Source organism: Escherichia sp. E10V10 (assembly GCF_004211985.1).
In the GTDB taxonomy this organism is placed as follows: domain Bacteria; phylum Pseudomonadota; class Gammaproteobacteria; order Enterobacterales; family Enterobacteriaceae; genus Escherichia.
On the sequence record NZ_RHJO01000031.1, the window covers coordinates 17576 to 31631 of the forward strand.

Annotated in this window: 11 protein-coding genes; all 11 read left to right on the forward strand. The window is 50.4% G+C overall.

Translation table 11 applies throughout. The annotated features are described in order from the left end of the window. Positions 1-4: 4 nt before the first annotated feature. Positions 5-964, forward strand: a complete 960-nt coding sequence (gene nrdF / locus D9736_RS21780) for a class 1b ribonucleoside-diphosphate reductase subunit beta (RefSeq protein ID WP_130259153.1) — start codon at positions 5-7, stop codon at positions 962-964. A gap of 355 nt (positions 965-1319) precedes the next feature. Beyond that, positions 1320-2522, forward strand: a complete 1203-nt coding sequence (proV, locus tag D9736_RS21790) for a glycine betaine/L-proline ABC transporter ATP-binding protein ProV (RefSeq protein WP_000985481.1) — start codon at positions 1320-1322, stop codon at positions 2520-2522. Further along, positions 2515-3579: a glycine betaine/L-proline ABC transporter permease ProW gene (gene proW / locus D9736_RS21795; RefSeq protein ID WP_130259154.1), complete on the forward strand. Its 1065-nt coding sequence runs from the start codon at positions 2515-2517 to the stop codon at positions 3577-3579. Before proV ends, proW begins: the two co-directional genes overlap by 8 nt. 56 nt (positions 3580-3635) lie before the next feature. Beyond that, complete coding sequence (proX, locus tag D9736_RS21800) at positions 3636-4628, forward strand: glycine betaine/L-proline ABC transporter substrate-binding protein ProX (protein ID WP_032226031.1); 993 nt, start codon at positions 3636-3638, stop codon at positions 4626-4628. Between the two features lie 289 nt (positions 4629-4917). Next, on the forward strand, positions 4918-6102 hold the full coding sequence (locus tag D9736_RS21810) for an MFS transporter (RefSeq protein WP_130259156.1): 1185 nt from the start codon (positions 4918-4920) through the stop codon (positions 6100-6102). 123 nt (positions 6103-6225) lie between these two features. Then, a complete protein-coding gene (gene ygaZ, locus D9736_RS21815; RefSeq protein WP_130210896.1) occupies positions 6226-6963 on the forward strand; it encodes an L-valine exporter subunit YgaZ in 738 nt (245 codons plus the stop codon). After that, positions 6953-7288, forward strand: a complete 336-nt coding sequence (gene ygaH / locus D9736_RS21820; protein ID WP_130210894.1) for an L-valine transporter subunit YgaH — start codon at positions 6953-6955, stop codon at positions 7286-7288. The genes ygaZ and ygaH overlap by 11 nt, the downstream gene beginning before the upstream one ends. Before the next feature lie 90 nt (positions 7289-7378). Then, positions 7379-7909, forward strand: coding sequence for a multidrug efflux transporter EmrAB transcriptional repressor EmrR (gene emrR, locus D9736_RS21825; protein ID WP_000378441.1), 531 nt, complete (start codon positions 7379-7381; stop codon positions 7907-7909). A gap of 126 nt (positions 7910-8035) precedes the next feature. Continuing rightward, positions 8036-9208: a multidrug efflux MFS transporter periplasmic adaptor subunit EmrA gene (gene emrA, locus D9736_RS21830; RefSeq protein ID WP_001295175.1), complete on the forward strand. Its 1173-nt coding sequence runs from the start codon at positions 8036-8038 to the stop codon at positions 9206-9208. Between the two features lie 16 nt (positions 9209-9224). Further along, positions 9225-10763 (forward strand): multidrug efflux MFS transporter permease subunit EmrB, encoded by a 1539-nt coding sequence (gene emrB / locus D9736_RS21835; RefSeq protein WP_130217219.1) that lies wholly within the window; start codon positions 9225-9227, stop codon positions 10761-10763. Positions 10764-11384: 621 nt separating this feature from the next. Beyond that, the gene (locus tag D9736_RS21840) at positions 11385-14024 is read left to right on the forward strand and encodes an autotransporter outer membrane beta-barrel domain-containing protein (RefSeq protein WP_130259157.1); all 2640 of its coding nucleotides are present in this window, start codon (positions 11385-11387) and stop codon (positions 14022-14024) included. The last annotated feature ends 32 nt before the right edge of the window (positions 14025-14056 follow it).

Here is a 14056-nt window from a genome sequence, read left to right on the forward strand (position 1 = left end):
ATCTATGAAACTCTCACGTATCAGCGCCATCAACTGGAACAAGATATCTGACGATAAAGATCTGGAGGTGTGGAATCGCCTGACCAGCAATTTCTGGCTCCCGGAAAAGGTGCCACTATCGAACGATGTTCCTGCATGGCAGACATTAAGTGTCGTAGAACAACAACTGACGATGCGCGTTTTTACTGGCCTGACGCTGCTCGATACGCTGCAAAATGTTATCGGCGCGCCTTCGCTGATGCCCGATGCGCTCACGCCTCATGAAGAGGCGGTATTATCGAATATCAGCTTTATGGAAGCGGTTCATGCCCGCTCTTACAGTTCGATTTTCTCGACGTTGTGCCAGACCAAAGATGTCGATGCCGCCTACACCTGGAGTGAAGAAAACGCAGCGTTGCAGCGAAAAGCTCAGATTATTCAGCAACATTATCGCGGCGATAATCCGCTGAAAAAGAAAATCGCCAGTGTCTTTCTTGAATCATTTTTGTTCTATTCTGGCTTCTGGCTGCCGATGTATTTTTCCAGTCGCGGTAAGCTAACCAATACCGCAGACCTGATCCGTCTGATTATCCGCGATGAAGCAGTCCACGGTTATTACATCGGCTATAAATATCAGAAAAACCTGGAAAAGTTCTCCCAGGCACAACGTGAAGAGTTAAAGAGTTTCGCCTTCAATTTGTTGCTGGAACTTTATGACAACGAGTTGCAATACACCGATGAGCTGTACGCCGAAACAACGTGGGCTGACGATGTAAAAGCGTTTCTCTGCTACAACGCCAATAAGGCGTTGATGAATCTGGGCTACGAACCGCTTTTCCCGGCAGAAATGGCAGAAGTGAATCCGGCAATCCTCGCCGCGCTTTCGCCGAATGCCGATGAAAATCACGATTTCTTTTCCGGTTCAGGCTCTTCATATGTGATGGGAAAAGCGGTCGAAACAGAAGATGAAGACTGGAATTTCTGACGGGGCTATTTTTAAAAATATCACTACCCGCAGCAGGGAATTAATTCCCGCCAAATATCTTTATATCACGCAAATATTTTGTGGTGATCTACACTGATACTCTGTTGCATTATTCGCCTGAAACCACAATATTCAGGCGTTTTTTCGCTATCTTTGACAAAAAATATCAACTTTTCTCGATTTGCTCTCAGCCCTTATATCACGGGAAATTCCGGCAATTTGCTTGCATCAATATTCATGCCACATTTGCCATCAGGGGTTGCCTCAGATTCTCAGTATGTTAGGGTAGAAAAAAGTGACTATTTCCATTGGGTAATATATCGACATAAACAAATAACAGGAATCTTTCTATTGCATGGCAATTAAATTAGAAATTAAAAATCTTTATAAAATATTTGGCGAGCATCCACAGCGAGCGTTCAAATATATCGAACAAGGACTTTCAAAAGAACAAATTCTGGAAAAAACTGGGCTATCGCTTGGCGTAAAAGACGCCAGTCTGGCCATTGAAGAAGGCGAGATATTTGTCATCATGGGATTATCCGGTTCGGGTAAATCCACAATGGTACGCCTTCTCAATCGCCTGATTGAACCCACCCGCGGGCAAGTGCTGATTGATGGTGTGGATATTGCCAAAATATCCGACGCCGAACTCCGCGAGGTGCGCAGAAAAAAGATTGCGATGGTCTTCCAGTCCTTTGCCTTAATGCCGCATATGACCGTGCTGGACAATACTGCGTTCGGTATGGAATTGGCCGGAATTAATGCCGAAGAACGCCGGGAAAAAGCCATTGATGCACTGCGTCAGGTCGGGCTGGAAAATTATGCCCACAGCTACCCGGATGAACTCTCTGGCGGGATGCGTCAACGTGTGGGATTAGCCCGTGCATTAGCGATTAATCCGGATATATTATTAATGGACGAAGCCTTCTCGGCGCTCGATCCATTAATTCGCACCGAGATGCAGGATGAGCTGGTAAAATTACAGGCGAAACATCAACGCACCATTGTCTTTATTTCCCACGATCTCGATGAAGCCATGCGTATTGGCGACCGAATTGCCATTATGCAAAATGGTGAAGTGGTACAGGTCGGCACACCGGATGAAATTCTCAATAATCCGGCGAATGATTATGTCCGCACCTTCTTCCGTGGCGTCGATATTAGCCAGGTATTCAGTGCGAAAGATATTGCCCGCCGCAGCCCTAATGGCTTAATTCGTAAAACCCCTGGCTTCGGCCCACGCTCGGCACTGAAATTATTGCAGGATGAAGATCGCGAATATGGCTACGTTATCGAACGCGGTAATAAGTTTGTCGGCGCAGTCTCTATCGATTCGCTTAAGGCCGCATTAACGCAGCAGCAAGGTCTTGATGCGGCGCTGATTGATGCGCCGTTAGCGGTCGATGCGCAAACGCCTCTTAGCGAGTTGCTCTCTCATGTCGGACAGGCGCCCTGTGCGGTGCCCGTGGTCGACGAGGACCAACAGTATGTCGGCATCATTTCGAAAGGAATGCTGCTGCGCGCTTTAGATCGTGAGGGGGTAAATAATGGCTGATCAAAATAATCCGTGGGATACCACACCAGCGGCGGACAGTGCCGCACAATCCGCAGATGCCTGGGGTACACCGGCTGCTACACCGACTGACGGTGGCGGCGCCGACTGGCTGACCAGCACGCCTGCGCCAAACGCCGAGCATTTTAACATTCTCGATCCGTTCCATAAGACGCTGATCCCACTCGACAGTTGGGTCACTGAAGGGATCGACTGGGTCGTTACCCATTTCCGTCCCGTCTTCCAGGGCGTGCGCGTTCCGGTCGATTACATCCTCAACGGTTTCCAGCAATTGCTGCTGGGTATGCCGGCACCGGTGGCGATTATCGTTTTCGCTCTCATCGCCTGGCAGATTTCCGGGGTCGGAATGGGCGTGGCGACGCTGGTTTCGCTGATTGCCATCGGCGCAATCGGTGCCTGGTCACAGGCAATGGTTACTCTGGCGCTGGTGTTAACCGCCCTGCTGTTCTGTATCGTCATCGGTTTGCCGTTGGGGATCTGGCTGGCGAGAAGTCCGCGAGCGGCGAAAATTATTCGTCCACTGCTTGATGCCATGCAGACCACGCCGGCGTTTGTTTATCTGGTGCCAATCGTCATGCTGTTTGGTATCGGTAACGTGCCGGGCGTGGTGGTGACGATCATCTTTGCCCTGCCGCCGATTATCCGCCTGACTATTCTGGGGATTAACCAGGTTCCGGCGGATCTGATTGAAGCCTCGCGCTCATTCGGTGCCAGCCCGCGCCAGATGCTGTTCAAAGTTCAGCTACCGCTGGCGATGCCGACCATTATGGCGGGCGTTAACCAGACGCTGATGCTGGCCCTTTCTATGGTGGTCATCGCCTCGATGATTGCCGTCGGCGGGCTGGGTCAGATGGTACTTCGCGGTATCGGTCGTCTGGATATGGGGCTTGCCACCGTTGGCGGCGTCGGGATTGTGATCCTCGCCATTATCCTCGACCGCCTGACGCAGGCCGTTGGGCGTGACTCACGCAGTCGCGGCAACCGCCGCTGGTACACCACTGGCCCTGTTGGTCTGCTGACCCGCCCATTCGTTAAATAACTCTGCACTTGCCCGGTGACGCCGGGCATTACCCCCTGCCAAAAAAAGGAATAACAATGCGACATAGCGTACTTTTTGCGACAGCGTTTGCCACGCTTATCTCTACACAAACTTTTGCTGCCGATCTGCCGGGCAAAGGCATTACCGTAAACCCGATTCAGAGCACCATCACTGAAGAAACCTTCCAGACGCTGCTGGTCAGCCGCGCGCTGGAGAAATTAGGTTATACCGTCAATAAACCCAGCGAAGTGGATTACAACGTTGGCTATACCTCGCTTGCTTCCGGCGATGCAACCTTTACCGCCGTGAACTGGACGCCGCTGCATGACAACATGTACGAAGCTGCCGGTGGCGATAAGAAATTTTATCGTGAAGGGGTATTTGTTAACGGCGCGGCACAAGGTTACCTGATCGATAAGAAAACTGCCGACCAGTACAAAATCACCAACATCGCGCAACTGAAAGATCCGAAGATCGCCAAACTGTTCGATACCAACGGCGATGGCAAAGCGGATTTAACCGGTTGTAACCCAGGCTGGGGCTGCGAAGGTGCCATCAACCACCAGCTTGCTGCGTATGAACTGACCAACACCGTGACGCATAATCAGGGGAACTATGCGGCGATGATGGCCGACACCATCAGTCGCTACAAAGAGGGCAAACCGGTGTTTTACTACACCTGGACGCCGTACTGGGTGAGTAACGAACTGAAGCCGGGGAAAGATGTGGTCTGGTTGCAGGTGCCGTTCTCCGCACTGCCGGGCGATAAAAATGCCGATACCAAACTGCCGAATGGCGCGAATTACGGCTTCCCGGTCAGTACCATGCATATCGTTGCCAACAAAGCCTGGGCCGAGAAAAATCCGGCAGCAGCGAAACTGTTTGCCATTATGCAGTTGCCAGTGGCAGATATTAACGCCCAGAACGCCATTATGCATGACGGCAAAGCCTCAGAAGGCGATATTCAGGGCCACGTTGATGGCTGGATCAAAGCCCACCAGCAGCAGTTCGATGGCTGGGTGAATGAGGCGCTGGCAGCGCAGAAGTAATTTTTATTCGGGCGGATAAGGCGTTTTTGCCTCATCCGCCGCTCTGTACACAATGCCTGATGCGACGCTGGCGCGTCTTATCATGCCTACAAACCCACTCATTCCGTAGGCCGGATAAGGCGTTTTCGCTGCATCCGCCGTTCTGTACACAATGCCTGATGCGACGCTGGCGCGTCTTATCATGCCTACAAACCACACCGCACATTTCAACAAGCTATCTTTCGCCCCCATTTATAAACATCCGCTATTATTGATTTCCAGCTTAATCATCACCTGATGAACAAAAATAATGACTAAACCCAATCATGAGCTTAGCCCGGCGCTGATCGTGCTAATGTCGATCGCCACCGGTCTGGCGGTCGCCAGCAACTATTACGCACAGCCATTGCTCGACACCATCGCGCGCAACTTTTCCCTTTCCGCCAGTTCGGCGGGCTTTATTGTCACCGCCGCGCAGTTGGGCTATGCCGCAGGTCTGCTGTTTCTTGTTCCCCTCGGTGATATGTTTGAACGCCGCCGCCTGATTGTCACCATGACCTTACTGGCAGCAGGCGGTATGTTGATTACCGCCAGCAGTCAGTCGCTGGCGATGATGATCCTCGGTACGGCATTAACCGGTTTATTCTCTGTCGTGGCACAAATTCTGGTTCCGCTGGCGGCGACGCTGGCTTCACCGGACAAACGCGGCAAGGTGGTTGGCACCATTATGAGTGGCCTGCTGCTGGGGATTTTGCTGGCGCGTACCGTTGCCGGGTTGCTGGCGAATCTCGGCGGCTGGCGCACCGTCTTTTGGGTCGCATCGGTGTTAATGGCACTGATGGCACTGGCGTTATGGCGCGGCCTGCCACAAATGAAATCTGAAACCCACCTCAACTACCCACAGTTGCTTGGTTCCGTTTTCAGCATGTTTATCAGCGAGAAGATCCTGCGTACCCGCGCGATACTGGGCTGCCTGACCTTTGCCAACTTCAGCATTCTCTGGACATCAATGGCTTTTTTGCTCGCCGCGCCGCCTTTTAATTACAGCGATGGCGTAATTGGTCTGTTTGGACTTGCGGGAGCTGCCGGGGCGTTGGGCGCTCGCCCGGCGGGCGGTTTTGCCGATAAGGGCAAATCGCATCTCACAACAACGTTTGGTCTGCTGCTGTTGTTACTTTCATGGTTGGCGATCTGGTTTGGCCACGCTTCCGTACTGGCGCTCATTATCGGCATTCTGATACTGGATCTCACCGTGCAGGGCGTGCATATCACCAATCAAACCGTGATTTATCGTATTCATCCTGATGCGCGTAATCGCCTGACCGCAGGTTACATGACCAGCTACTTTATTGGCGGTGCCGCCGGTTCGCTAATTTCAGCCTCAGCCTGGCAACATGGCGGTTGGGCTGGTGTTTGTCTGGCTGGCGCGACGATTGCCCTGGTTAACGTACTGGTCTGGTGGCGAGGTTTTCATCGTCAGGAAGTCGCAAATTAAGCAATCAGCAACCGTTTTCGTGGCTTTACACTTATAAGGGTGTTAAGAATCCCATCAGTCTGATAAGGTTAGGATATTCATCCAGACTATTAATAATATTAACAATCGTTAAGCGTACACTCTATGGTAAGCCCTACTCCACTGCCTGCTTCTGGTTCGGCGACCTTCATGGAAGGCTGCAAAGACAGTTTACCGATTGTTATTAGTTATATTCCGGTGGCCTTTGCATTTGGTCTGAATGCGACCCGTCTGGGATTCTCTCCCCTGGAAAGCGTTTTTTTCTCCTGCATTATTTATGCAGGAGCGAGCCAGTTTGTCATCACCGCAATGCTGGCAGCTGGTAGTAGCTTGTGGGTAGCCGCATTGACCGTTATGGCAATGGATGTTCGCCATGTACTGTATGGTCCATCGTTGCGTAGCCGCATTGTTCAACGCCTGCAAAAATCGAAAACCGCACTGTGGGCATTTGGCCTGACGGACGAAGTTTTTGCCGCAGCAACGGCAAAACTGGTACGTAATAATCGCCGCTGGAGCGAAAACTGGATGATCGGCATTGCCTTCAGTTCATGGTCATCGTGGGTATTTGGTACGGTAATAGGGGCATTTTCGGGCAGCGGTTTGCTGCAAGGTTATCCCGCCGTCGAAGCAGCATTAGGCTTTATGCTGCCGGCACTCTTTATGAGTTTTCTGCTCGCCTCTTTCCAGCGCAAACAATCCCTTTGCGTTACCGCAGCGTTAGTTGGTGCCCTTGCTGGCGTAACGCTATTTTCTATTCCCGTCGCCATTCTGGCAGGCATTGTCTTTGGCTGCCTCACTGCGTTAATCCAGTCATTCTGGCAAGGAGCACCTGATGAGCTATGAGGTTCTGCTGCTTGGATTACTGGTTGGCGCGGCGAATTACTGCTTCCGCTATTTACCCCTACGCCTGCGAGTGGGCAATGCCCGCCCAACCAAGCGTGGCGCAGTGGGTATTTTGCTCGACACCATTGGCATCGCCTCGATTTGCGCTCTGCTGGTTGTCTCTACCGCACCAGAAGTGATACACGATTCACGCCGTTTCGTACCCACGCTGGTCGGTTTTGCGGTACTGGGAGCCAGTTTCTATAAAACACGCAGCATCATTATTCCCACTTTATTGAGTGCGCTGGCCTACGGGCTGACGTGGAAAGTGATGACGTTTCTATAGACCACAAGAATCATTTTTCTAAAACAATACATTTACTTTATTTGTCACTGTCGTTACTATATCGGCTGAAATTAATGAGGTCATACCCAAATGGATAGTTCGTTTACGCCCATTGAACAAATGCTAAAATTTCGCGCCAGCCGCCACGAAGATTTTCCTTATCAGGAGATCCTTCTGACCCGTCTTTGCATGCATATGCAAAGCAAGCTGCTGGAGAACCGCAATAAAATGCTGAAGGCTCAGGGGATTAACGAGACGTTGTTTATGGCGTTGATTACGCTGGAGTCTCAGGAAAACCACAGTATTCAGCCTTCTGAATTGAGCTGTGCTCTTGGATCATCCCGTACCAATGCGACGCGTATTGCCGATGAGCTGGAAAAACGTGGCTGGATCGAACGTCGTGAAAGCGATAACGATCGCCGCTGCCTGCATCTGCAATTAACGGAAAAAGGTCACGAGTTTTTGCGCGAGGTTTTACCGCCGCAGCATAACTGCCTGCATCAACTCTGGTCCGCGCTCAGCACAACAGAAAAAGATCAGCTTGAGCAAATCACCCGCAAATTGCTCTCCCGTCTCGATCAGATGGAACAAGACGGTGCTGTTCTCGAAGCGATGAGCTAACGCGTCATCTCGCTCAAAAATCCAGACTTATAAAAGAAAAACTGACCGGCCAGCATCGCAACGTGCTGGCCTTTTTGGCAAGCAGGTCGGCTCAGCCGATGAGTTAAGAAGATCGTGGAGAATACTATGAGCGCAAATGCGGAGACACAAACCCCGCAGCAACCGGTAAAGAAGAGCGGCAAACGTAAGCGTCTGCTCCTCCTTCTCACCTTGCTCTTTATTATTATTGCCGTAGCGATAGGGATTTATTGGTTTTTGGTACTGCGTCATTTCGAAGAAACGGATGACGCATACGTGGCAGGAAATCAGATTCAAATTATGTCTCAGGTGTCAGGCAGTGTGACGAAAGTCTGGGCCGATAACACCGATTTTGTAAAAGAAGGCGATGTGCTGGTCACTCTCGACCCGACGGATGCTCGCCAGGCGTTTGAAAAAGCCAAAACTGCGCTGGCTTCCAGCGTACGTCAAACCCACCAACTGATGATTAACAGCAAACAGTTGCAGGCAAATATTGAGGTGCAGAAAATCGCCCTCGCCAAAGCTCAGAGTGACTACAACCGTCGCGTGCCGCTGGGCAATGCCAACCTGATTGGCCGCGAAGAGCTGCAACACGCCCGCGACGCCGTCACCAGCGCCCAGGCGCAGCTGGATGTCGCCATTCAACAATACAATGCCAATCAGGCGATGATTTTGGGTACTAAACTGGAAGATCAGCCTGCCGTGCAACAGGCTGCCACTGAAGTGCGTAATGCCTGGCTGGCGCTGGAGCGTACCCGTATTGTCAGCCCGATGACTGGTTATGTCTCCCGTCGCGCAGTACAGCCTGGTGCACAAATTAGCCCAACGACGCCGCTGATGGCGGTCGTTCCAGCCACGAATATGTGGGTGGATGCTAACTTTAAAGAGACGCAGATTGCCAATATGCGCATCGGTCAGCCGGTCACCATCACCACCGATATTTACGGCGATGATGTGAAATACACCGGTAAAGTGGTTGGTCTGGATATGGGTACGGGTAGCGCGTTCTCGCTGCTTCCGGCGCAAAACGCCACCGGTAACTGGATCAAAGTCGTTCAGCGTCTGCCTGTTCGTATCGAACTGGACCAGAAACAGTTGGAACAATACCCGCTGCGTATCGGTTTATCCACGCTGGTGAGCGTCAATACCACTAACCGTGACGGCCAGGTACTGGCAAACAAAGTACGCTCCACACCGGTCGCGGTAAGCACCGCGCGTGAAATCAGCCTGGCACCTGTCAATAAACTGATCGACGACATCGTAAAAGCTAACGCTGGCTAATCCAGAGGTGCGTGTGATGCAACAGCAAAAACCGCTGGAAGGCGCGCAACTGGTCATTATGACGATTGCGCTGTCGCTGGCGACATTCATGCAGGTGCTGGACTCCACCATTGCTAACGTGGCGATCCCCACTATCGCCGGGAACCTGGGTTCATCACTCAGTCAGGGAACGTGGGTAATCACCTCCTTCGGGGTGGCGAATGCCATCTCGATCCCGCTTACCGGCTGGCTGGCAAAGCGCTTCGGGGAAGTGAAACTGTTCCTCTGGTCGACCATCGCCTTCGCCATTGCTTCGTGGGCATGTGGTGTCTCCAGCAGTCTGAATATGCTGATCTTCTTCCGCGTGATTCAGGGGATTGTCGCCGGGCCATTGATCCCGCTTTCGCAAAGTCTGTTACTGAATAACTACCCACCGGCCAAACGTTCTATCGCGCTGGCGTTGTGGTCGATGACGGTGATTGTCGCGCCAATTTGCGGCCCGATCCTCGGCGGTTATATCAGTGATAATTACCACTGGGGCTGGATATTCTTCATCAACGTGCCGATTGGCGTGGCGGTGGTGTTGATGACACTACAAACCCTGCGCGGACGCGAAACCCGCACCGAACGGCGGCGGATTGATGCCGTGGGGCTGGCGCTGCTGGTGATTGGTATCGGCAGCCTACAGATTATGCTCGACCGGGGTAAAGAGCTGGACTGGTTCTCATCACAGGAAATTATCATCCTCACCGTGGTGGCGGTGGTGGCTATCTGCTTCCTGATTGTCTGGGAGCTAACGGATGATAACCCGATAGTCGATCTGTCGTTGTTTAAGTCGCGCAATTTCACCATCGGCTGCTTGTGTATCAGCCTCGCGTATATGCTCTACTTCGGCGCGATTGTTCTGCTGCCGCAGTTGTTGCAGGAGGTCTACGGCTACACGGCAACATGGGCAGGGCTGGCTTCTGCGCCGGTAGGGATTATTCCAGTGATCCTGTCGCCGATTATCGGTCGATTTGCGCATAAACTGGATATGCGGCGGCTGGTGACGTTCAGCTTTATTATGTATGCCGTCTGCTTCTACTGGCGTGCCTATACCTTTGAACCGGGTATGGATTTTGGCGCGTCGGCCTGGCCGCAGTTTATCCAGGGCTTCGCAGTGGCCTGCTTCTTTATGCCGCTGACCACCATTACGCTGTCTGGTCTGCCACCGGAACGACTGGCTGCGGCGTCGAGCCTCTCCAACTTTACGCGAACTCTGGCGGGGTCTATCGGTACGTCCATAACGACGACGATGTGGACTAACCGCGAGTCGATGCACCATGCTCAGTTGACCGAATCGGTGAACCCGTATAACCCGAACGCCCAGGCGATGTACAGTCAACTGGAAGGTCTGGGGATGACGCAACAGCAGGCATCGGGCTGGATTGCTCAGCAGATCACCAATCAGGGGCTGATTATTTCCGCCAATGAGATCTTCTGGATGTCAGCCGGGATATTCCTCGTCCTGCTGGGGCTGGTGTGGTTTGCTAAACCGCCATTTGGCGCAGGCGGCGGCGGCGGCGGTGCGCACTGATGTTGTTCAAGGGAGCTGCGGCTCCCTTTTTGCTTGCTCATTCTGTAAACGGTTGTTTAATCAACGCCAAATGATGCCATTATTCAGGGGTGCTTAATAAACAGTTCTGCAATCAGAAAAATAGACAATGTATTTATATTCTTCTTAAGAATCGTGTGTTTTATCTCATATTTTTATTCATTTCATCGATACACAGAAATCACATTTATATTATTTTTTTGATAAAAATCCTGGTATTTATCCCCTTCTAAGAAGATGTGCAAACAATAAACATGCAATTAATTCGTCATTTTTATTAAACTCAAAAAATATCGGCGTCATATATCTTAATGATTTTCCTCACTTTTCTTTTTATCATTTTTTACCACTTAAGATATTTAAAGATTTTTGCTACAGAAAACTATGCAACTTATTTTTTAGCTCAACACCTAAACCATCAAAATAAATTAATATTAAATTAACCATAAATTAAACTGATTTATAAACATTGGTTTCACGCACTACTCTTCATTTGAAGAAACAGCAACCTGTTTCAAAGACGTTAAAATCTAATTTTCTTACGTAGTTACTGTGAGTTCATTATTTATCTAAAAATAAATCATAAGGATGAGAAGGAACTTTATGAACATCAAAAAGCATCCCTTGTCAACGCTGGCAATAGCTATTTCGACCGTGTTATCAATACCCGTTGCACTGGCATGGGCACCACCAACAAGTATCAACAGCGATGTTACTATCAACAATAATGATGTTGTAACGCTATCCTCATCCGAAAATAATTCATCAACCTGGGATCAATTTCGTTATCTTAATGTTGGAGCAACAAGTGAAGGAACATTAAATATAGACGGGCGTGATCTAACCACCTCCAAAATTACAATCGGTAATGCAACTTCAGGGATAATGAAATTAGAAAACAATGCTCATCTGACGATTAATAAGGCATCGCCTTATGAGCGCAATATTTATTTAGGTATCAATGGTGGTTCAGGAACCTTAATGGTGCTTAGCGGCAGTACTATCACCGATTTAAATGAATTCAGAATCGGTGAATATGATTACCAGGCACAAGGGCAAGTCATTATTGACGGTGCGGGTTCTTCCGTTTCTGCAACGTATGTGATGGTCGGCGATCAGGGAACAGGTAAACTCGAAATCACGCATGGCGGTCGTCTTACAGCATCAAAGGATATGCTCATTGGTTTTACTGGAAGTTCACCTGATTTTCACGGGACTGGATACGGTGAAACTCTGGTTGATGGCGACAATTCTTCATTAACAGTGAATGAATATATCAACCTCGGGGGATTGAGTTCATTGCAGAACGAGGCCAAGGGGATACTTACCGTTAGTAATAATGCCACGGTCAGTGCTAATCAATTTATCTGGATTGGGATAGCAGAAACCAGCACCGGTATTCTAAACATTGGTGGAGCGCAGGGAGAAGCAGAACAGAAAGCGGGGATCATCAAGACGCCGATTATCCATATGGGAAGCAATGTCGGGAATAGTACTGCACAAATTAATTTTAACCACTCCAGCGAAGATTTTATCCTGGCTGCAGATATAGTTGGCAAAGGCGAAGTTAACCAGGAAGGTTCCGGAGTCACGACGTTGACTGGCGCAAATACCTACTCTGGCCAAACAAATATTAATAAAGGCACCTTGCGCGCCGGTATCAACGATACCTTCAGCCCAAACTCCGATTATGTTGTCGACAGTAAAGGGAATATCGATTTAGACGGTTTTTCACAAACCTTAAATACACTGGATTTGGCGGGTACAGCAACACTATCTTCCTCAAAAAATGGCGACAAATTCACGCCTGCCACACTCACCATTAATGGCAATTACACTGCTAATAATGGTTTGTTAGTCATGCATACTGTATTAGGCGATGATAATTCCGTAACGGATAAGCTCATCGTAAAAGGTGATACTTCCGGTAGTACCCGCGTCATGGTCAACAATGCGGGCGGTCTGGGCGCGGATACTCTGGAAGGGATAAAAATTGTCGAGGTTGACGGCCTGTCAGAGGGCGTTTTCAGTAAAGAAGGTCGTATTGTTGCCGGTCCTTATGATTACAACGTGGTAAAAAGCGACAACCAGAACTGGTTTTTAACCAGTGAAATTCCCGCTGGACCGTATACCCCTCCGGTACTCCCCGTCATCCCGGACCCCGATCCTGAGCCACCTGTAACACCTGAGCCCCCTGTAACACCAGAACCGCCTGTGACACCGGAGCCGCCTGTTACGCCATCTGTTCCACAACCAGAACGAAAACATCTGTATCGCCCGGAAATTGGTAGCTATCTGGCTAATATTCAGGCGGCAAATACGCTGTTTAATACCCGACTGCATGACCGTCTGGGGGAAACACAATACACCGACCTGCTCACTGGCGAACAGAAAGTGACCAGTCTGTGGATGCGTAACATTGGCGGACATAATCGCTTTAAAGATCGCTCGGATGAACTGAGTACCCAGAGCAACCGTTATGTTCTGCAACTTGGCGGCGATCTTGCGCAATGGAGCAGTAACGCACTCGATCGCTGGCATCTCGGCCTGATGGCTGGCTATGCCAACAGCAAGAGTCACACGCATTCCAACCTGACCGGGTACAGCTCACGTGGGCAAATCGACGGCTACAGTGTGGGCATGTATGGCACCTGGTACGCTAACGAAGCAGACAAAACAGGGACTTATATTGACAGCTGGTTGCTCTATAACTGGTTTGATAACACCGTCTCCGGCGAGTATCTGCCGAGTGAGAAATATCACTCTGACGGCATCACCGCCGCCATTGAAGCGGGTTATACCTTCCGTCTTGGTGAAAGCGCAGATGCCCGCACCAGCTACTGGCTGCAGCCCAAAATGCAACTGACATGGATGGATGTGAAGGCAGACAACCATACGGAAGACAATGGCACGCTTGTTGAGGACAGCACCGAAGGCAACCTGCAAACGCGTCTGGGGGTGAAAGCGTATCTGCAGGGTCATCATGCTATTGATGATCATAAAGAGCGTTCTTTCCAGCCTTTCGTGGAAGCCAACTGGATTTATAACTCCCGCAATTACAGCGTGAAGATGGATCACATCGGCGATGAGATCATCGGCGCGCGTAACACTGGCGAGTTAAAAGCGGGGGTGGAAGGTCAGATTACTCCGCGTCTGCAACTGTGGGGCAACGTCGCCCAGCAGTTGGGTGACAACGGTTACAGTGATACCCAGGGAATGTTGGGCATGAAATATCTCTTTTAATGCCACTTTGCCACCTGTCACGTACAGGTGGC